The 23079-nt window shown below is 56.0% G+C and carries 5 protein-coding genes; 3 read left to right on the top strand and 2 right to left on the bottom strand.

Features of this window, described 5'->3' with window-relative positions; translation table 11 throughout:
* Positions 1–39: 39 nt before the first annotated feature.
* On the bottom strand, positions 40–15780 hold the full coding sequence (locus R8G34_13770; GenBank protein MDW3223931.1) for an Ig-like domain-containing protein: 15741 nt from the start codon (positions 15778–15780) through the stop codon (positions 40–42).
* Between the two features lie 951 nt (positions 15781–16731).
* Between R8G34_13770 and R8G34_13765 the strand changes: the two genes are divergently transcribed.
* Positions 16732–16935, top strand: a complete 204-nt coding sequence (locus tag R8G34_13765; protein MDW3223930.1) for a hypothetical protein — start codon at positions 16732–16734, stop codon at positions 16933–16935.
* Positions 16936–17077: 142 nt separating this feature from the next.
* On the opposite strand, the gene R8G34_13760 is transcribed toward R8G34_13765, so the two are convergent.
* Entirely contained in the window at positions 17078–17401 is a 324-nt protein-coding gene (locus tag R8G34_13760) for a hypothetical protein (protein MDW3223929.1), read from the bottom strand.
* Positions 17402–17580: 179 nt separating this feature from the next.
* Between R8G34_13760 and R8G34_13755 the strand changes: the two genes are divergently transcribed.
* Positions 17581–17910 (top strand): hypothetical protein, encoded by a 330-nt coding sequence (locus R8G34_13755; GenBank protein MDW3223928.1) that lies wholly within the window; start codon positions 17581–17583, stop codon positions 17908–17910.
* A 383-nt stretch (positions 17911–18293) separates the two neighbouring features.
* Positions 18294–22592, top strand: a complete 4299-nt coding sequence (locus R8G34_13750; GenBank protein MDW3223927.1) for an ExeM/NucH family extracellular endonuclease — start codon at positions 18294–18296, stop codon at positions 22590–22592.
* The last annotated feature ends 487 nt before the right edge of the window (positions 22593–23079 follow it).

Genomic DNA, 23079 nt, shown 5'->3' with positions numbered 1-23079 from the left:
AGTGTGCATATCAAAAAACCCCTTTGGCCCGCAGACCAGTTATACCAGATAATCTTCAAACGTGCCTATTCCGATTTGAACGTTGTCAACGGTGAGATTGTCGCCAAGAACATAGATGAGATCGCGATCCCCGCCGTGGGAAATCACGAGCCCCGAACTCAGCTCTCTCACCGTATAATTGTCATCGGCCAGGATCAACAAATCGTCTGTTGCATCGAAATCCCGGATGACATCCCTTTCACGTCTGCCGTTGGTCAGTTCCGCACCAAAGACAAAGGTATCCGAACCACCGTTCCCGCTCATCTGGTCCAGCGATCCGCCAAGAGCATAGAAGACTTCATCCTCCTCTGTCCCGACCAACCGGTCCCGCCCTTCGGTGCCCATGATCACCAGCGGACCTGTCCCCTCTTCGACGTCTTCAACATTCACGATGACATCGACAGTGGTTTCAGCCAATCCATCCGAAAGGGACACGGTAACATCGTATTGGTTGTCACCGCCCGCATCTCCGGGCGCTTCAAAGTCGGGCGCATTGATGAATGACAGGCTGCCGGTGTCCTCGTCGATCTCGAACAGTGCTGCATCCGCGCCGCCGTCGATGGCATAGATGATCTGGTCGCCCTCCACGTCATCGCCAAGAATATCGCCCACCAGCGTGGTGTTCTCGTCGATGGTGAAACTGCTCTGACCGTCGAAAGTTGGCGCGTCGTTTTCACCGTTGATGGTCAGCGTGAAGCTTGCGGTATCCGTGCCGCCATTGCCGTCGCTGATCTCATAGGTGAAAAGGACTGTGTCCGTCTCGCCTTCGCCCAGATCCTCGAAATTGCCTATCTGATCAAAAGCGATGTTCACCAGGCCCGTCGCGGCAGCAATCACCGCGCCCTCTCTCCCACCGGTTGAGGTCACATTAAACGTTGTGCCAACGGGCGTGCCATTCAGGCTGGTGACCGTCAGCGGCCCGCCGTCCACATCCGTCGCACCGGCTAGCAAATTGCCGGTAAACAACGCTCCCTCATCCACAGAACCAACCAAATCCTGCGCATCAGGTGCGTCGTTGACGCCCCGAATCTCAATGAAAACTGTCGCCGGATCGCTGATCAAACCTGCGTCCGTGTCTTCGACAACAGTGTAGCTCAGCTCCAAGGTGATTGCCGGCGGTTCCGGTTGCGGGTTGAAGCCTACCGCCTCGTAATCGCCATTCGGGTTAAAGACCACCGACCCATCAACATCGATGAGCACCGTGCCACCTTCTGGCAGATCCGTTTCAACGTTGAACGGGATCAACGCCCCTGCACTGTCAAACACCTCATTCAGCAGGATTGGATCACCATTTGGATCGCTGTCATTGTCGAGGATATTGAAGGACACGGACGTGTCCTCATCCGTCTCAACATCATCGTCAACGGCATCAGGTGCTTCATTCACAACAGGGAAGTCGTCGGTGAGTATGGTACCCGTTACCGCGCCTGGGAAGACGTATTGCTCTGCCGGGCCCTGCGATAGCTGCAGTTGCAGGAATTCGTCCGGTTCAATGTCCAGATCCCCGTTTATCGTGACTGCAAAGGTTGCCGTAAACTCTCCAGCGAGAAAAGTAACGGTGTTCTGGTTGAACACATAGTCCCCATCGGCGAGCGTCGCTGTGCCATCTGCCGTTTCAGCAGTGAAGAATGATTCCGGCGGGAAATAGCCCGGATCAGCATTTGACCTGGTGAAGGTGAACACCAGCTGGGTTGTGCCACTATCGCCTTCGACAACTTCCGGTGCATCCACCGTGACAATTGTCGGGATGATCTCGGGATCGGTGACGCCTTCGACTTCGATCTCGACAGTGGCCGTATCAATGCCGCCCGCCCCATCATTGACTTGATACTCGAACGACAGGTCAAAGAACTCTCCATCGTCAAACTCCGGGAAGAACCCAAACGGATCAAATGCGAATGTGCCGTCATCATTAAATTCGAGCGCGCCACTTGCCGCGCCCAATCCCGAGGTATCGACAAGGGAGTAGACAGCAGACGGCCCGTCCGGATCAATATCATTGGCTGCAACCGTAGCGGTCAGCACATCGTCTTCGCGCATCGAGAAACTGTCATCAACGGCCAAGACCGGGTCATTCACGCCGTCGATATTGATCGTAACAGTGGCCGTATCCATACCGCCATTCCCGTCATCGATGGTGTAGGTGAAGCTGTCTGTGGTGGATTGGCCCACCGCCAGTGCTTCGAACTGACCGTTTGGATCGTAATCAAACGTGCCATCCGCATTGAGCGTCAGAAGTGCACCGGAGGCCAAGGTAATTTCCTGGCCCACATCCGCGTCCGATCCTTCAACCGCGCTGACGGTCACCGTGTCACCGTCGTCGATATCGCTGTCTGCGCCAGCGCCGTTGTCACTCAGAACATTGCCGCTTGTGGCTGTGTCCTCATCCGTGCTGAACCCATCGTCCTGCGCGACCGGTGCGTCATTCACACCGTCGATATTGATCGTAACAGTGGCCGTATCCGTACCGCCGTTGCCGTCATCGATGGTGTAGCTGAAGCTATCTGTCGTGGACTGACCCACCGCCAGTGTTTCGAACTGACCGTTTGGATCATAATCAAACGTACCATTTGCGTTAAGCGTCACAAGTGCACCGGAGGCCAGGGTAATTTCCTGACCCACATCCGCGCCCGATCCTTCAACCGCGCTGACCGTAAAACTGTCACCTGTGTCGATGTCAGCGTCTGCGCCATTGCCGTTGTCGTCAAAGACATTTCCGCTTGTGGCGCTGTCCTCATCCGTGCTGAACCCATCGTCCTGCGCATCAGGAGCGTCATTCACTCCATTGACGGTGACCGTGACGGTGGCCGTATCAGTGCCGCCATTGCCATCGTTGATGGTGTACTCAAAGCTATCCGTCGTGGATTGACCCACCGCCAGCGATTCAAACTGACCGTTGGTGTCATAGTCAAAGGTACCATCCCCGTTATCAGTGACGTTGCCAATTGTTCCGGTGTCATCGAGACCAATAACATTCAGCGTGTCACCATTCGGATCGGTGTCGTTGCTCAGAACAGAACCAGTGGTAAAGGAGCTGTCCTCATCCGTGCTGAACCCGTCATCCACGGCTGTTGGCGCCTGATTGGAACCGCCAATGGTGATCGTCACCGTCGCCGTATCCGTGCCGCCGTTGCCGTCGCTGATGCCATAGGTGAAGCTGTCTGTTGCGGTTTCACCGGCGCCGAGACCGGCAAAAGCCCCATTTTGCTCATAGGTGAATGTCCCGTCTGAGTTTAAGCTGACCACTGCGCCAGAGGCTAAGGTCGCGGCATCGCCGTTGCTGAACGGATTGCCCTGCAACTCAGTCACTGCAAGGATGTCACCCGCGTCCACGTCGCTGTCTGGACCGTTGCCGTTGTTGTCCAGAACATTGCCGTTCAGGTCCGTGTCCACAGCCACGTTGAGCGTATCATTCACCGCATCAGGGTCATCATTTACCCCGCTGATGGTGATGGAAACCGTTTCGGTATCCGTGCCCCCTGCCCCGTCGCTCACTTCATACGTAAAGCTTTCAGCCGCAGAATCCCCGACCGCCAGCGCGTCATAGGCCCCATTTGTATCAAGGCTGTAATCACCGTTTGCATCAATCGTGACGACCCCGCCTCCGGCAAGGTCAAACTGGATGCCGGCTGTACCCGGATCGCTGTCCACCAGTCCCAGATCAATGCCGTTGATCTGACTTACGCTCAGCGTATCGAGATCAACATCCGTGTCATTGGTAAGGATGTTACCGGTTTCGACGTCATCCTCTGTAGTTACAATCGTATCTGGTACCGCGATTGGATCATCATTGACCGCATCCACCGTCACAGTAACCTCGGCAGAGTCAGTGCCTCCGTTGCCGTCAATCACCGTGTAGGTGAAGCTCGTCGCGCCATTGAAATCCTGATCAGGTGTAAACACCACCTGATTGCCAGAAACAAAGACGGACCCGTTCAACGGCTGTGTGACGCTTGAAATCGTGACCGTATCACCATCAGGATCAGTATCATTCAGCACCACATCAAATGTGGTCTGCGTGTCCTCATTGATCGTAAAGGTGTCATTCACCGCATTCGGGTCGCGGTTGTCTGGTGGGGCAACGCGCAGGGTGACGTCAGCCGTGGTTGTGCCGCCATTCCCGTCAGAGAGCGTATAAGTCACGATCTCATCGCCAGAGAAACCCTCATCCGGCGTAAAGGTGAAGGTGTTGCCCACAATATCAACCGACCCATTCGCAGGATCACTCACATCAGTCAGCGTCAACGTATCACCGTCTATGTCAAAGTCATTGAGCAAGGGGCTGATGATGCCGGATTCCGTCTCGAAATCGATGTTCACCAGATCATTGTTCGCGGTCGGGTCATCATTCACACCGGTAACGGTGATCTCGACCTGCGCGTTGGCGGTATCGCCCTCGCCCGCTTCAATCGCATCATAGGTAAAGGTCACGAGACGCGTTTCCCCGACGCCCAACTCTTCGTACTGGCCGGAGGCGTCAAAAATGAAGCTGCCATCGGATTGAACCGTCAGGACACCGCCGCCCGAAAGCACCACAGGAGCGCCAACAAGTGCGGGCTGGTTGTTGATCTCGGTGATGGTGATTGTATCACCCTCTGGATCGGTATCCGCGCCATTGCCATTGTCATCGAGCAGCGAACCGGTAATCGAGGAATCCTCATCCACCGTCAGCACATCATCCTGCGCAGCGAAATCATCGCTACCAGTCACCCGGACGGTGACATCCGCCGTATCGGACAGACCGCCATCATCTGTGATCGTATAGCTGAAGGTATCGTCGGTGAAATCACCGTCTGATTGGTTCTGCAGGCTAGTAGACGTCGTCGGATCATAGGACAGCGCACCGTTGACGGCCACCGAAACCGTAGCCCCGCTTGGCAGGACCACCGTATCACCGGGAGTATAGGCCACCCCGTTGATCGCCGTGATCGTGAACAGGTCCAGCCCTGGATCGGAATCATTGCTCAAGATGTTCGGACCCGACAGTGCCGTATCCTCATCCGTGCCGTAGAAATTGCTGCCCGCATTTGGAGCGACGTTTTCAATGGTCACATCGAAATTGATCGTCTCGGACGAGCCGTTGTTGTCATCCACCGTGACCGACACCGCATAGGTGCCTTCATCCTCATAGCGGTTCTGGATAAAGGGTGACTTGGACGTGGTGTTGAACACCTGCGGCGCATCGCCTTCACCGTAATCCACGGTGACTGTGTAGGTGTCACTGTTGTCCGGATCGCCGATTGTCAGAGGAATGGACAGGTTGAAGCCTGCGGATTCAGGCAGAACCAAATCGGGCTGCGCCTGCAGATCCACCGCGTCATTGATCGGTGCGACAGAAACAGAACCTTCCGTCTGGATCAGTGTAAAGGTCACACCATCGGTGCTGCCGGACCAGAAGAAGCTGTCGAACCCGTTGAAATCCGGTGCCGGATCATAAACCAGATCGCCGTCAATCAGCTGTTGCGCCGTGACGGTTTCGCCCCCTGATACACGCAATCCGTCAAGCAGTAACTCGCCCGAGCTTGGCACAACATCCAGACGGATCAAAGCCAGCGGCCCCTCAAGTGCGTTGTCAAAATCCGCGATGGAGAAAGTATAGGTTGTGTCTTCATCCAGTGACACGGCCAGATCGCTGATCGGCGGTTCCACTTGGTTGAACAGTTGATAGAAAACACCATTGCTGGAACCGTCACCGGCTGTCGCACTTGTGTTGGAAGTGAAGGTGACCGCAATCCGGCCGCCGCCGATGTTGGCAATCTCCGCCTGGCTCTGGGTGCTGGAGTTTTCGGTATTCACCTGAACGGCACCGTCAATCCGGTTCCCCTGCGCATTGAACTGTTGCAGGAAGACACCTGTGCCTGAACCGTCCAACCCTGAGTTGTCGGAATAGACAACTGCAAAACCGCCGTTGTCGAGCGCTGTAATTCCGGGATCAGACTGCGCGAAGAGCCGGTTGTCATTCACACGGAATTCGCCACCAACCAGCGCCCCGTCAGACGCGTAAATCTGACCAAAGATGCCAGTGGTACTGCCGTCCGCGCTTGGTTCTTCCCAGACGATAACAAAATTGCCGTCGTTCAGAACTGCGACCGCGCTGTCCTGTTGTGCACCACTGGTGGTGGTGTTGACGAGGAACTCGTCATCCGCCGGGGCATATCCCGAAGCGGAGTCATCAAAGATCCTTGCAAGGACCGCCGAAGACGCCCCGTCAATGCTCCCGTCATCCGTCCGCCACGTGGCGACAAAACCACCTCCTGCGGTTGCTTCAACCGACACGTCCTGTTGTGTGGTCGCCGTTGTCTGATTAATCAGGAACTCAGAGCCCACAAGTGCGCCGGTGCCGCCGTCAATGATCTGGCCAACGACATCCCAACCAATTCCCGTTCCGGTAGATACCCCAAAGCTGTCCCAGACCGCCAGCAAATCGCCATTGGCCAATTCGATGATTTCAACATCTTGTTGGGTGCTGCTGACAAAGGTGTTGATCTGTGTTTCGCCACCCACAGGATCGCCATTGCCATCATAGCGTTGGATGAAAATATCCTGCCCATCCGGCGTACCCGGATCACCCCAAGCGACCACGAAACCGCCACCGGTGAGGCCTGTGACCTGCGGATCCAACTGACTTCCAGCCTCTGTTGTATTGATCAGGAATTCATCACCAATGGGATTTCCTGTCGTGTCGAACCGTTGACCAAAGATGCCGTATGTAGATGCCACATTGGGTTCGTTGTCGAAACTACGCCAGATTATGACAAAGCCCTCGTCCGTGGCTGCAATAGAGGAATCACTCTGATCGCTGAGCGTGGTCGTATTGGCTTGACGTTCCGGGAACTCGCGCAAAACACCATCCACGCTGGGCTCGATGACCAGTTCCACACGCACGGCATCGGACACACCACCATCACCGTCCGCGACCTGTATCTGAAGCGTCCGGTTTTCGGATGGATCATCAGAAGCGTTGCGATAGGCAAGGTTTTCGATCAGGCGCTCGACGGCTTCGACCGTCGCATTGGCGTTCAGATCGATCTGCAGCGGTTGCCCGCCGACACCGGTGGACACAATTGCACCCACCAGCACACCATCAACCGACACAGCGTTGCCCGATAGGGTCACGCCCCCGGTCTGTGACAGGCTGAGCTGATCCTGTGTCAAATCATCCGGCGGGCTGAACTGATCGGTATACCCACGTTCCGCGACAACCACGTCCACCCGGACGAAGCCACCATCAAAGTCGGTACTGTCCATATCCGACAGGGCCACGGCGGCGTTTGCATCAATCAGCTGTGGTGCCCCGTTGATGTCGTCTTCGACGAAGGTGCGCGTGTCATTCACCCCCTCGATCACGGGGCGCCCGGCGACGTTGTAATCGCCCGCATCACCAAAGATCCGCTGGAAGACGCCATTGCTGTTACCATCTCCGGCAGACCCGGACGTGACCGATGTCCAGCCCACGACGAAGCCGCCGTTGGACAGGGCCGCAATCGTGCTTTGTGACTGATTGCCGCTGGTTTCTTCATTGACGAGACGCGCCCCGTCCAGACGGTTGCCGCCCGCGTCATATTGCTGAACCAAGACACCGTTGCCTGATCCGTCCAGCACGAAATCGTTGCTGGTAAAGCTGATGGCAAAACCGCCATCGGCCAGACCTGTTACCGATGCATCGGCCTGGGTATTGGCGACGAGCTCATTGACGAGGAATTCTTCGCCACGCTTGCTGCCATCTGCGTTGAAAATCTGCGCGTAGACTCCCTGTGAAGAGCTGTCCTGCGCACTGCCTGCAGTCCAGGCGATGACAAAGCCACCATCGCTTAACGCACCGCTGCTGGAATCAGATTCGCTGTTGAGCGTATCCGTGTTGACCAGGAACTCAGACACCGCGACAGACCCGTCTGCATTGATGATCTGGGCAAAAACGCCATTGCTGCTGGTGTCTGGCTGGTTGGTGCTGCTGTAGGTGTAAGACACAACATAGCGTCCGTCCGCCAGTGCCACGATCTCGGTTTCAGACTCACTGTTGGATTGGCCGCCTGTGACATTGGTCGCGGTGGTTACGGCGTTTCCGTCATTGTCATAGGTTTTGATCAAGACATCGCTGGATCCGGCCCAGACCACCGCAAATCCGGTGTCACTGGCCGCGATGCGCGGGGAAACTTCGCTTTGATCGCTGTCATTGACCCGGAATTCATTGCCAACCGGCTGAGCTGTCGCGTCGAAAAGCTGCGCATAAATGCCTGTGCCCTGCGCGCCCGCACCATCCCAAATGACCGCAAACCCGCCATTGGAAAGGCCCACCACATCGGGACGGTTCTGCGCCCCTTCGAATGTTGTGTTGATTTGAAACTCTACGCCATTCGGCTGACCGTTGGCGTCATACAACTGGCCAAAGACGCCGGTATTATTGTCGCCGGGATTATCCTGATTTGTGGATTCCCAGACGACCACATGACCGCCCCCGGTCAGGCCCGCCGCTTCGGGCTCGTCCTGCGTGCCTGCCGTTGCGGAGTTAACCTGGGCTTCACTATCGATCGGCCCGTCTGTGTCGGAGGTCGGCGTGATGTTGACCACAAACTTGGACTGTTCGGATGAACCGCCGTCCCCGTCGGTCAGAACCACCTGATACGTGCGGCTGGCCTCCGGATCATCAGAGGAATTCGAATACCGCATCGCATCAAAAATTTCCTCGATGACTTCAACGGTGGCATTGTTGTTGAACAGGATCTCAAATGGCGCACCAGACTGACCATCGCTGAGCAATGTGCCCACCACTGTACCGTCGACTTCGACATCATTGCCATTCAACGCCACGGAAGCGGATGCAACCGTCAGGTTGTCCTGCGCAGCCCCGTCCACACCCGTGAACTGCGTGCGCACATCTGTTTCGTCCACAACGCCGATCAACAACCGGCCCCCGTCGAAATCAGCGCTGTCGGCATCACTGACCACAACCGTGCCCGGTCCAGTAAGGGACACCGGCGCCCCGTCCACGTCATCTTCGCTCAGCGTGATTTCGGTCAATCCGCCAACGATGGGATCTGCACTCGCTGCCGTATCCGTGTCAGAGCCAAAGAGGCGGGTAAAGACACCATTGCCGGAGCCATCGCCGGCATTTCCTCCGCTGGTGATCGACACCCAAACTGCCGCTACGCGCCCGTCCGCCAGTGTTGTCACGGCCGGATTAAACTGCGAGCTGGTTGTTTTCTCATTAACGATGAAGCTCTCACCGATGCGCGAGCCATCTGCGGCAAAGCTTTGCGCCAGAACGCTCAAACCAGAACCGTCTTCAGCCTGATTGGACTGCCATGTTACCAGCCAACCGCCATCTGCGGCCGCCGTAACATCCGGCGCGTTTTGCGTCGACTGGACAACCGGGTTGACCAATTCCGGGCCGCCATCCGCAACCCCCGCCGCAGTATAGAGCTGTTGGAAAATGCCCTCGCCGCTGCCGTCAAAATCAGTGAACACCACGACGAAGCCGCCGCCTGCCAGCTCGGTGACGACTGGATCACCATAGGAGGTTGTGATCAAGGTCCTGACAACAGTTTCGGATCCAAGTGTCGCACCATTCTGATCGAAGCGCTGGAATTTCAGATCGCCATTGGCATCATCTTCCCAGACCGCCACAAACCCCCCGGCGCCAAGCGCGGAGATCGACACATTCACCTGTGACCCGGTTGTGGTCGTATTGAGAATGATGTCATCCGAGCCGGGTGTGTCGGACACGGGCGTGCCATCTGCCGTGAACAAGCGGCCAATAACCCCGTTGCTGCTGCCATCCCCGGCACCTGCGCTGGTCACGCTCTGCCATGAGATCAGGATATTGCCGTTCGACAGGCCCTGAATGTCCGGCAAGCTCTGCGTCGAGGAGGTCTGATCATTGGCAATGAACTCCCCCGAAGATGCACCGCTGGAATCATAGGTCCGCGCATAAATTTCGCCATTGTTGTTCTGCCAGGCAACCGCGAAACCACCGTTTTCCAACCCTGATACTGTCGGGTTACTGTTTGTTCCAAAACCCTGATCGGCAACATTGACCCGGAACTCCCCACCGACGGGGGATCCATCCGCGTCATAGCGCTGAGCATAAATATCAAACTCGAAGGTGCCGTCCTGATTGTTGGATTGCCAGACGGCCACATATCCCCCATCTGTCAGGGCCGCGACGTCAGGCTGTTCCTGCCCGCCTTCCACAAAGCTGTTGACCTGCTCTTCATCGCCCAGAGGTTGCAATGACCCGTCATCTTCAAGAACAACAGTCACGGTCACATCTGCAGTCGCCGGTCGCCCGGTAGCATCCTCGACCCGGAAGCGGTACACATTGGCCTCTCTCGGCTCATTCGACGCGTACTGCAGTGCAAGCGCTTCGAGCAATGCATCAACCGCATCCTCAGTGGCGCCTGTCCCAAGGTTGACTTGCAGCGCAGCGCCAGCCTCACCGTTCAGCGTGCCATCAATCGTGCCGATCACGGTACCTTCAAAACTGACCTGATTGCCACTGACTGATATCTGACCTGCCCCGGAACCCTGATCAACAACAGACAGGGTTTCAAAGCGCCCAAAATCAGCCCGGAAAGAAATCGCTGTGACCGAAACCAGCCCGCCATCAAAGCCGTCACTTTCTGAGTAATCGAAATCAAAGGCACCATCGAATATCTGTGGCGCTGACTTGAGAGCGCTCTCATCGAAGGTGACATTGGTATTGTCCGTCAAGACAATCGCAGCCGGGAAAACGGACGACAGGTGGCGAATGGAAATCGTCTGCCCTGCGCTCGTGGCACCGCCTGCATCCGTGACCTGGAATGTGACTTCCCGCAAAGAGGATGACGCATAACTTGTTGAACTGTAACCGATCTGCTCGGCCAATGCCTGCACCGCATCCTGTGTTGCATTGGCATTGAAATTGATGCGCAGATCGGCACCATTAACGCCATCTTCGCTGCCTGGCACCGTGCCGAACACTACCCCGTCAAAGAGCACATTGCTGCCGGAGGTTGTGATCCCCTTGCCATCCAGAATGCTCAGTTGGTCGCTGGCAGATGTGCCATCGCCATCGTGCATCACCTCGAGAGAGCCATTGGCGAAACCGCTGTCCGCATCGGTGATCTGGATCGAATCGTCGATGATCTGGGCAGGTATGGTCGTTGGTGTTGCCGCGTTGTCCGAAGCGACGCTCACAGAGGCCTCAAGATCGCTCAGTTCTGGCAATGCGTTGGCCGGAACCGGCGTCGTGTTATCACCAAAGACGCGTGAAAATACGCCGATCCCTGACCCATCGCCCGCGGTGAGGGACGTCTGCGAAGACCATGTCACCACATAGCCCGTCGCCGTGGCGGCAATGCTTGGCGCATACTGCGTACCACTGAATTCCACATTGACCTGCTGCTCGCCGTCCCGGCGCGACAGATCTGCTTTGTACTCCTGCACAAAGATACCGGTCCCGCTGCCATCCAGACTGCCGGCGCTTTGGTAGACAACGGCAAATCCACCGTCAGCAAGCGCTACAATGTCCGGTGCACTTTGCGTGCTGAAACCAAATTCATTGACCAGAAACTGGCCGCCAATGGGCGCACCGCTGGCGTCAAAAGCCTGCCCTTGTATCGAAGATCCGGACCCATCAAGCCCGGCATCGTCGCGCCAGATCGCAACACTGCGACCGTCATTCAGGATCGCGATTGTGGGTTCATATTGGAAGCTGGCCGTGAACGTGTTGACGAGATCTTCCTGCGCACCGCCAAGGGTGTTGTCCGCGGCCACGTCACGGGCATATACGCCATAAAAATTGCCATCCGAGCCGCCCTGGTCCGTCCAGACCACGCGCAGGGATCCATCGCTTTCCGCTGCCAACTGCGGGGTGTCCTGCCGGGATACAGTGATGTCGTTGATCTGTGTTTCACTACCAACCGTGCTGCCGCTATTGTCGAAACGCTGCAGTTTGATATCACCACTGACCGATCCGAAGTCGGCCCAGACAATGGCAAAGCCACCATCATAGGACGCAATGGCAGGTTGAGACTGCGTCGAACTGATTTGCGTTTCTACTACGGTCTCGCCGCCGCGCGTGCTGCCGTCCGTATTGTACAGTTGCACCCGCACGCCGGATTGATTGGAATCGTACCAAGTGATCGCAAAACCACCGTCGCTCAGGCCGGTCACGGCCGATTCAGACTGGGAATTGATCGGATTGGAATCCACAAGGAATTCCTCGCCCACAGCACTGCCATCCGCGCTGTAGCGCTGCGCGTACACACTGGTGCCAGAGCTCTGCTGGCCCGTGCTTTCCCAGACCACAACCCAGCCACCGTCATTCAGAACGGCGATGTCGGAAAACTGCTGTGTTGAATTTGTAAAGGTGTTGTTCTGAACCTCGTCCGCAACCGGTACCGCGCCGTCCGCTTCGGGGATCACGGTGACCTGTACGATCTGCTGGATCGATACACCGCCATCGCCATCCGACAGCACCACCCGGAAATCGCGCAGTGCGGCCGGATCATCAGACAGATTGCTGTACGTGACCGCCTGCGCCAGAGCCTCGACCGCTGCCGGTGTGGCGTTCTGGTTCAGATCGACCGCGAGATCGCCCGCCGCCCCGTCCGAGGTGATCACGCCGATCTGCGTGCCGTTGAACGAAACCGCCGTGCCAGACGTGGAAATCCCGCCCTCACTGGCGATGCCAAGCTGGTCCTGCGTGCCATCATCCGGGCTGGAAAACTGGTTCTCGACGTTATTGTCGACAAGACGCAGCACAACGAATGTGCCACCATCAAAATCTGCGCTGTCTGTATCCCCGACCGCAACGGCGGGCATCAGTTTCTGGGTGCCCCCGTTCACATCTGATTCAGCAAATTCACGTTGCAGTTCTGCAATAGCCAACTGCGGCGCGGACTCCACCGTAGCATAGTTCGCAGGGTTGCCGACGATGCGCTGGAATACACCTGAACCGCTGCCATCCTGTCCACCCGTATCCACCCAGCCGACAACCAGATCGCCATTGGCCAGTGTCGAAATCGTGGGCGCCGTCTGACTGCCGGCGACATTGCTGTTCACCAAAATCTGGCTGTCGATGCGTTCGCCTGAAGCCCCGAAAAACTGCACAAACACATTATAGGTGCTGTTGTTCTGGAAACTCTGCCAGGCCACTGCAAACCCACCGGTATCAAGCGCAGTAATCGTACTTTGACTCTGGTCGCTGCTGGTGAATTCATTGACCTGGAACTCGCCGCCCTGTGGCGCGCCGCTTGAGTCAAAGATCTGGCCAAAAATACCGTTGCTGCTGCCATCCTGTGCCGAGGCCGCCGTCCACGTCACAACGAATCCGCCCCCTGTCAGGGCGGTGATCTGACTGTCTGTTTCCTCGTTGGGGCGATTGGTGTTGACCGCAATATCGCCGGACACGGGGTTGCCGCTGTTGTCGAAAACACGCGCCGTGATATTGGTTGATGGGCCCAGGTTACTGTTGAAATCAGACCAGCTGAGAACGAAACCTCCGCCTGAAAGCGCAGCGACGGTGGGCTGGGTCTGCGTCCCGTCGGTTTCCGCGTTTACGGTGATTTCATTGCCCTGCTTGGCACCCGTGTCATCAAAGCGCTGCACGCGAATGTCGGTCGACCCCGTGGTCTGGGACTGCGCATACCAGGTTACGTAGAACCCGCCTGCCCCATCAGAACTGATATCGGGTTGGAATTGCGTTGAAAACAGCGTGGTAGGGACATTGATTTCGCCGCCAACCGGCGCGCCATCCGACCCATAGATCTGTGCTTTGACAAAGCCGTTTGGGCTGTCGTTCTGATCATACCAACTGACCGCCCAGCCACCGCCTGTCAACGCTGCGACTGCGGGATCGTTTTGCACACCCACTGTTTGCGTGTTGACGACAACCTCTGGTCCGATCGGCACGCCATCGGCGTTGAAACGCTGCTGGATGATGCCATCGTTGGAGCCTTGGATACTGTCCTGACCCACGGACGTCCAAACCGCAACCCATCCCCCATCATTGAGAGCGGCAATATCAACTTCATCCTGCGTGCTATTGAAAAAGCTGTTGACCTGACGGTCCACCCCAATGGGTTCCGGCGCATCCACGACGGGTTCCACATTGATCGTGATCGTTACCGGCGCAGATGACGCGCCATCGCCAGACTCAAGGAAAATGGAGAGCTCAAGGCTTTCTTCGGGATCATCCGACCCGTTGCGATAAAGCAGGTTTTCGACCAAGGCCTCGACCGCTTGCGGCGTTGCGTTGGCATTGAGTTGTATTTCCAGATTTGCACCAGCAATGCCGTCGCCTGTGATGGTCCCGATCTGGGTGCCGCCAAAAGTCACTGCAGTGCCAGACACTCCAATCTGGCCAGCTCCGGTGCCTTGATTGTTGACTGTGACCTGATCCTGATCGCGGCTAAACACCTGATTGTCGTTCACACCCACCGGATCATCAGGATCGTTGCGCATCACTAGAAGACGCCCGCCATCGAAATCTGCCGGGCCGGAAACCGCAGCCGCCCCGTTGGTATCCAACAGAACGCCTGCGCCATTCACGTCATCCTCAGAGACGGTTTGCTCCAGCGCCAGCCCTTCAACCACCGGGGACTCCGGGATATTCAATATGACGCCATCCTCCGAGAAGATACGTTGCTTAACGCCCTCGCCCGAGCCATCACCAGCCACGCCGCCGACATTCCACGCCACCACATATGCGCCGTTAGAGAGCAATGTGACCGACGGGAATTCGGAAAAATCCGCCTCTCCTTCGTTCAGAACAATATCACCGGATTTCGCAATCCCATCGGCGCCAAAACCGCGGCCCACGATGTCATAAGGCGCTTGCCCCGCTACATTGTAAACACTGCTCCAGACCACGAAAAAACCACCGTCCGGTGTGGCAATCACATCGGGTTGGTTTTGTGAACCGATCGTCGCCTCATTGATGTCGATGGGCGCGCCATCCGTGTTGCCCGCTGCATCAAAGAGCTGCGCCACAATGCCAACGCCACTCCCGTCAGAGTTGCTTTCCGTCCAGACGACCACATATCCGCCTCCTGCGAGCGCAACGATATCAAGAGCCTCGAAAGAAACCGAATTTACGCGGGCGATCTGAACTGGCGCGCTGATGCTTGAGCCATCGGCGTTGGACGTCACCACGCTTACGCGCGCATCGGCGTCGTAATAAGCCGTTGCTACGTCGCCATTGTTCAGCACCGTCGTGGCCGGCAAATACTCCTGCGTCGCGCCTGCGGGCGACAATTCATAAGATGAACCGTTCAACGTTCCATCGGCATTCAAACGCTGCGCGCTGACGTCCCACGTGCTCGTCGCTGCGTTGAAACCGCTGTAGGTCACCAGAAAGGAGCCGTCGGGCAAAATCTGCGTTGAAGTGCTGTAGCCGGTTGAAATACCGCTCGCCACAACGACCGGCTCCACCAGAGGCGTCCCATCCGCCGCAAACACGCCTGAATAAACCGCACTACCCTCTAGCCATGACACGGCAAAGTCGCCTGACTGTAATCCTGTAACGGAGGTACTGTCGCTGTTTGCAACAGTTGTCGATCTCAGAACGGCCGGTGTCCCAATGCGTTCGCCAAAATCGTTGTACTCTTGACTGTAGAGGCTGAAGCCAAAGCCGTTTTCACCTGTTGACATCCATACGGCGACGTAACCTCCGCCATCCAGGCTCTGCAACTGGACCCTAGTTTGATCCCCCTCAACAAAAACATTTACAGATTCAGAGTCCGTGCGCGCAACAACCATTGGTGCCCCCCAGCAAAATAAATAATCAAAATGTCGAGCTGCAATGAGCCCAGGGCAAAAGCCCCTAATTCGAGTTTTCTATCTGGTGATAGTAAAAATTTTAGAACAAATTAGGCAAGAATTTTTTACAATTATTTCGCGTCCACAACCGTATCACCTTGAGACACAGCCATTTTTTGCTTGCGATTATTGACGCATATGCGGCCACACCGGTGCGGCGCAAAACACCGCTTAATTGCAATTTCAACTGCAGATATGCATCATTCAACGGCAGTCGCAGGAATCGAATCGTAAAGGTTTCATTTATTTCGCCAAATTTGCGCTCGGTAGCGTAGACGTGCCTGATTTGGGCCGTTCTCGACATTTTCATGCAAAAACAATGGATTGGTTCAACCCCTGGATTAGCGCCTATTCACAGGACATTTTTTCGTGCCACAGTCTCTAGTGTTTCGCCTCACGACTGTCAGAAAAGCACATACAAGCGGTGATGCACCGTGAATTTGAACCCGTCAGCTGACCTCCGTCGCGCACCAAATGCACACCCATGCAGGGTACAGGTCATCAAGCAGGACAAGGCAAACGTCAGGACAAAAAACAAGCGGCTGCTACCACTCGGCGGTCTTGAACTTCACAAAATACCTATTTCTCTTTTGGGTCCCAAGTCATTGATACGAAAAAAATCGTGACCAAAAGCTTTGCGGAAATCAGGGATATTTCGATCGGGAGAATTGCTCCGTAATTCTACCAATCGGAATACTCGAAATCTTCGACTTTTGCTAAGTTCTCGCGCTGCGCGATGCCGGGACGGTCACCACAAGATCACAAGAGGTCGAAAACACCTTGGAAGAATAGCCCGCGTATTGTGACCAAGCACGTTATTTACAGGGCAAAAGGCCACCCGAAAATCCACGCTATGGAAACATCCAAAACGGAGACAACAATCTCTATTTCATGTCGCAAAGATCGCGGGTGCCGTTACACCATGTTTTGAGGGTTGGGAACATCAAGTGGCGCGCGTGGCATATTTCGAAGACGGGTGCTGAGGTTCTGCGGGATGCATTGCGTAAATCGAGCGTGGATGCATTCGAGGCAATCTTGAATAAGACGGAGGAGGTGATCATGATCGACCGCCAACCTTCTTTCACCCTGTTGTAGTTGAACGTTTTGAGCGCCTCGGATATTCTTTTCTCTCCACATTCCATGAATGGGATCGATCTGGCGATCGAGACCAGATATGTCTCTAGCATTGGCGGGCTACTGGAATTCTTCATTTTTTTCAAGCCATTATTGTGATCGGTCATGGGATGAAATGACCGTTCCGAAGATGATTTATGCGCACATGACACAGGGCACTGAACAGATTGCCGACCTCGATCGATAGGCGCGCCGTGGGGTTATGCAGGTCTGATACAGCCGCCATGATGCAATCACCAATGCGGTAAATGACGCTTTGGTGCAACGCATCGAGGACGCGCATGGCACGCCAGCGCAGGGCATTCTCACTGGTACGGGTGCGCTGGAACTTCAGCCGGCGCAGATCAAGGATGCTATCGCCAGCGACAGGCTGGCGGGCTGGCAGCAGGAAGACGATTTCCAGCAGTTGGTTGCCAGCATTGAGCACCGCAGACAAATCTCACCCATTCGAGGAGGTTCAAGCGGCGCCGATTGGACCTCAAGAGCGTCCAGTTTTCAAAATATTTGATAATTCAAAGAATGTCATCAGGCAGAAGGCGACTCGAAGTCTGTCCTGTCCGCAGACAGCCAGTGCTTGCGATCTTTACCACCTAGGACGCGGACGCATTGCAGGTTGATCTGGAGAACCGGCTCCAAGAAATCGCCATTTGGCGAGCGCTTAACGCTGTCGAGGAGTTGCTCCGCATCAGCGCATTGGTCATGGGTCTACAACGCCAGGCGCAAGAGGAACTTGCCGGGCATCGGGATGTGCCGCTAGGGGATTTTTCTGTTGGGCTGGTCTGTCGTATACATCGCGATGCGAACATAGCAGAAGTGAATTTGAGCGGCGACACCAAAGCAGCAATACCGATCAAACCTCGCGAAAATCAAACGCGGCGCACCTCTGGAACCATCATTGCCTGCCGCGCTCACCAGCGAACAATCACAAGCCTATGACGTGCGTGGTACTCCCATGACCACCCGGAAGGGCGCTCGGGGTTATCCGGTGAATATCCGAAAAGCCCTTCCCGGAGACAATAATGTTGAAAATTTGCTGGTCGACACCGCCAAATCCATGATGAGGTACCAGATCAAGAAATGGCGCTCTTGTTACATTTCTGTTCGAATCCGGAGCCGAAAAGGCAAGTCCCCCGGCACAAAGCATTTTTACAAAACTTTCTGTAGCAGTCTTGGATTCTGGCGTTAATGTTAATGAATATTAAAAAACGGAAACGCGACAAGGGGGCATTTTGGAACATACGATTGTTGAAAAACTGCGCGCCTTTGCGTCTGAACTGGTCACGTCGCATCAAACAATCAACGAGTGTGGGGATATCTGAATGTCAGTTTTTATTAACGAATTCCATTATGACAACGCGGGTGCGGATGTTGGCGAATTCATTGAAATAGCAGCGCCCGCGGGTTTTGATCTGACGGGGTGGTCTATCACGCTTTACAACGGCAGCAACGGTGCGACCTACAGAACGATCGATCTGTCCCCATTCACCGTTGTGGATGCCGGTGCGGGTGTCGGATTTGTCACGGTATCGCTCCCGACAAACGGGTTGCAAAACGGGTCGCCCGACGGCATGGCATTGGTAAACAACACCGGGGCCGTCGTCGAATTTCTAAGCTACGAAGGTATCGTTACGGCCACAGATGGACCTGCCGTCGGGCTGACATCGACGGATGTGGGTTTTTCCGAGCCGGGCGACACACCCGTAGGTCAGTCTTTGCAACGGCAAGGGACAGGATCAGAAGCGGGTGACTTCGTCTTTGCGGGACCCCTCGGCGCAACGCCTGGTGCGGTGAACGAAGGCCAATCGTTTGGAACGGTTGTGCCGGTCCTGCCATCTCTTGTCATCAACGAGGTCCTTGCGGATCCTGATGCCTCGGTGGCGTTGGGCGATGCCAACGGTGATGGCGCGCGCGATGCAACCCAAGACGAGTTCATCGAAATTGTGAACACGGGCGACACAGAAGCCGACCTTTCCGGCATGACGATTTCTGACGGGTTCGGGGTGCGCCACACCTTCGCAGAAGGGACAACCTTGGCGGCGGGCGCGGCACTTGTGGTCTTTGGCGGCGGCACGCCCACGGGCGATTTTGGCGGCGCACAGGTCTTTACGGCATCCACGGGAGCGCTTGGGCTGAACAATGGCGGGGATAGCGTGACGCTTGCGACGGCTGACGGCGATGCGCTCGCCGAATTTACCTATGGCAGTGAGGGCGGTACAGACCAATCCCTGACGCGCGATCCCGATTCCACCGGAGCTTTTGTGCAGCACACCGGTGCAACCGGTGCCGCGGGCGCCGTTTTCTCGCCGGGCACGCAGGTGAATGGAGATCCGTTCTTGGCACCGCCCACTGCGACCCCTGTTTTGACAATAAACGAAATCAATGCGGACCCCGCTGGCGATTTGACCGGCGATGCCAATGGGGACGGGACGCGCGATGCGACGCAAGATGAGTTTGTTGAGATTGTGAACACGGGCGGTTTCGATGCCGATCTATCCGGTGTCACAATCTCCGATGGGTTCACGGTGCGCCATACCTTTGCAGAAGGCACCATGTTGGCGGCCGGCGCAGCGCTTGTCGTTTTTGGAGGCGGCACACCCACGGGCGATTTCGGCGGCGCGCAGGTCTTCACGGCGTCCAGCGGAGCGCTCGGTCTCAACAATGGCGGTGATACCATCACTGTTGCGGCCACTGATGGCACGCTGATCGCAGAGGTCAGCTATGGCGGTGAGGGGGGCAACAACCAGTCTTTGACGCGGGACCCCGACACAAGCGGCGGTTTTGTTCCGCACACGGATGCCACCGGTGCGGCGGGGGCCTTGTTCTCGCCGGGAACACAAGCTGATGGCACGGGTTTTGTCGGCCCAGACCCGGTGTTCACCATCAATGAGGTGGATGCGGATACGCCCGGCACGGACACTGCTGAATTCATTGAGCTTTATGATGGCGGTGTGGGGAACGCGTCGCTGGATGGTCTGTTTGTGGCGCTCTTCAATGGCAGCAATGACACCGTTTATGACACGATTGTTCTGGATGGTCTGACGACGGATGAGAACGGGTTTTTCGTGATCGGATCCGCAGATGTGCCCAATGTGGATCTTGAGGCCTTCACGTCCAATGGTTTGCAAAACGGTGCTGATGCCGTCGCGCTTTATTCCGGTAGCCCGGCCGATCTGGTCGATGGTCTGCCGACCACCACAAACCTGATCGACGCTGTCGTTTATGATACAAATGACTCGGATGACACAGGGCTCCTGACGGCACTGGGCCAGACGGTGCAATACAATGAGGACGCGAACGGGCTGAAAGATACCCAGTCCAATTCACGCAGTCCTGATGGGTCAGGCGATTTTGTGGCCCAGGAAGCGACCCCGGGTGAAACTAATGTGATTGAGGTTGATCCGCCTGAGCCTGTGGTGACATTCATCCATAACATCCAAGGGTCGTCTGCGGGCGTGACCAAGGTCGGGCTTGATGACGGCTCTGCCCTGGAAGGGCAAGTGGTCACGATTGAAGCCATTGTGACGGCGGAGTTTCTGACCGGCGGCTTGAATGGTTTCTTCGTGCAGGAAGAAGACGCAGACACGGACGCGGATGTGAGCACGTCCGAAGGGCTTTTTGTGAGCACTTTCAGCACAGGTGCGCCCGAAGGTCTGACCGTTGGGGATCTGGTTTCGGTCACCGGCACGGTTGACGAATTCTTTGGCGAAACGCGGGTGGTGGCCACTAATATTGGCGTGATTTCCAGCGACAATGACGCGCCCAGCGTGACATTCGTAGACCTCGGCGCGATGGGAGCGATCGAGACGGACAATGATGATCTTGATTACGTCACGAACATCGAAGCCTACGAGGGCATGTTGGTGCAATTCACTAGTGCGCTGACGATCTCGGAGATGTTCAACCTGGATCGATTTGGTCAATACAGTGTTTCCGCTGACGGACGACCTACACAATTCACGCAAGACAACGCGCCTGATGTGACAGGGTTCGCGGCGCACCAGCAGGAGGTCGCTGCGAAATCCATCGTTCTGGATGATGGACTGACGGAACAGAACCCCGATGCGCTGCAGATACTGGACGGTAACAACGGGGTGCTGGACGCAAATGACAGTTTCCGGATGGGCGATACTCTGGAGGCGGTGACGGGCGTTGTGGCCTATGGTTTTGACGAATTCCGCATCCACAATCCGGAAGGCACCTATACTCAGACCAACGCAAGGCCCGAGACGCCAGAGGATGTGGGTGGCAATTTCAAGGTGGCCAGCCTCAATGTGTTGAACTTCTTTACCACGCTGGATGATGGGTCGACTGAGACGGATACGAATAACGAACCACGCGGTGCGGATGATCTGACGCGGTTTGATGATGGCTCTGAGCTTGCCAACACCGTTCCGGATGCGGAGTTCCAGCGGCAACTTGAGAAAGCAGTCGCCGCGATCGTGGAAATTGACGCCGATGTTCTGGGCCTTGTCGAGGTCGAGAACGCAACGGAAAGTACCGCCGTCGCGGCGCTGGTAGAAGCCGTCAATGCTGAGCTAGGCAATGACGTTTATGGGTTTGTGAATACCGGGATTGTCGGCGGTGATGCGATCACCAATGGGATCATTTACAAGGTTGATAGCGTGAATCTTGTGGGCGATCATGCGATCCTGGAGACGTTCAACGGACGTAATTTTGTGGATCCGCTGGACGCAGGCAGGGGGTTGAACCGTCCCGCCGTGGCACAGACATTTGAGGATGCGGACACCGGTGAGACCTTTACCGTGGCGGTCAACCACCTCAAGTCCAAGGGGTCTCTCTCGGGGCTCCAGGCGGACAACGCCCAGGGTGACGGTCAGGGCAATAACAATGCCACGCGGACCGAGGCCGTTGATATTCTAGCCGAATGGCTGGCGTCTGATCCCACAGGGTCCGGAGCTGTGCAGCAGATGATCCTTGGCGATCTGAATGCTTATGCGCAGGAAGATCCGATCACCACTCTGGAGGCCGCAGGCTTCACAAATGTGGCCAGTGAGACTGACTATTCCTTTGTTTTTGACGGTCAGATCGGAACACTGGATTATATCCTCATCAACGAGGCGCTGGCGGATAATTTCGAGAGTGCAACGGAATGGCACATCAACGCAGATGAACCGGACGCGATTGATTACAACCTGGATTTCGGGCGTGATCCGGATCTTTACAATGGCGATACGGCTGCGCGCAATTCCGATCATGATCCGATCATTGCCGGCTTTACTTTTGAAGCACCGCCTGAGCCAAACCTAGTGTTGGGGACTGAAGGGCGTGACAGGCTGGTTGGCACGGATGGAGATGATGAAATCCGCAGTCTCGCAGGATCACTGGATCAGATGACCGGCGGGGACGGCGCGGATACGTTCGTCTTTGGCGCAGAAACCAGCAATGGTTTGCGGGAACGCGATATCATTACGGATTACGAGGTGGGGATCGATGTGATTGTCTTTGAGGGTGATGTCTCGATTGACTCAGTCCGCGAGTTGTCCAGCTCTGTTGTTTTGTTCCTTGATGGGGACCGGGACGCCATCTACGTACGCGGCGAGGGTGTGACGGCAGAGAATCTGAACATCCAGTTCACAGATGATTTTGCGATTGCCTGATCTGCCTTGACCTGTCCACGACGCCCGGCGATGCACCATTGCCGGGCGTTGGATCAAAATTGGCAAAACGCTTGTGGATGTCATCTCTTCTTGCGACAGAGAATGTCGGCGCGGGTCTTGAATGACAAGTCCCCTCTCTGCAGATCATTGGTGGATTACCTTACGGGCCACGTACGAAATTTACTCCCACGTTGATGGCAAGTCTGGGTTTCTCTCGCGAGCGGTTGATCAGGCTGGCAAAGGCGACTTGAAAAAGAGTCAATACGGTTCGTTCGATCGAATGGTGCCACCGGCGAGAGCCGGACGATGTTGAAGGCGAAATCCGTCTTCTGGACGCTTGTCCCGGTCTCGCAGTCCAATTTCAGGAAAAATGTGGCAATGACATTCAACGCAGCAACCCGCCCGGCGCCGACAGCTGCGCCTTCTCAAACTTCCTACCCATTTGAGCGCAGATGTCTTTGAAAGGATAAAGAGCAAGAGTGCGCTG

The organism is Paracoccaceae bacterium (assembly GCA_033344815.1).
Lineage (GTDB): Bacteria > Pseudomonadota > Alphaproteobacteria > Rhodobacterales > Rhodobacteraceae > Roseobacter.
The sequence above is the reverse complement of the archived record's forward strand: the minus strand, read 5'-3'. Positions and strand labels throughout refer to the sequence as shown.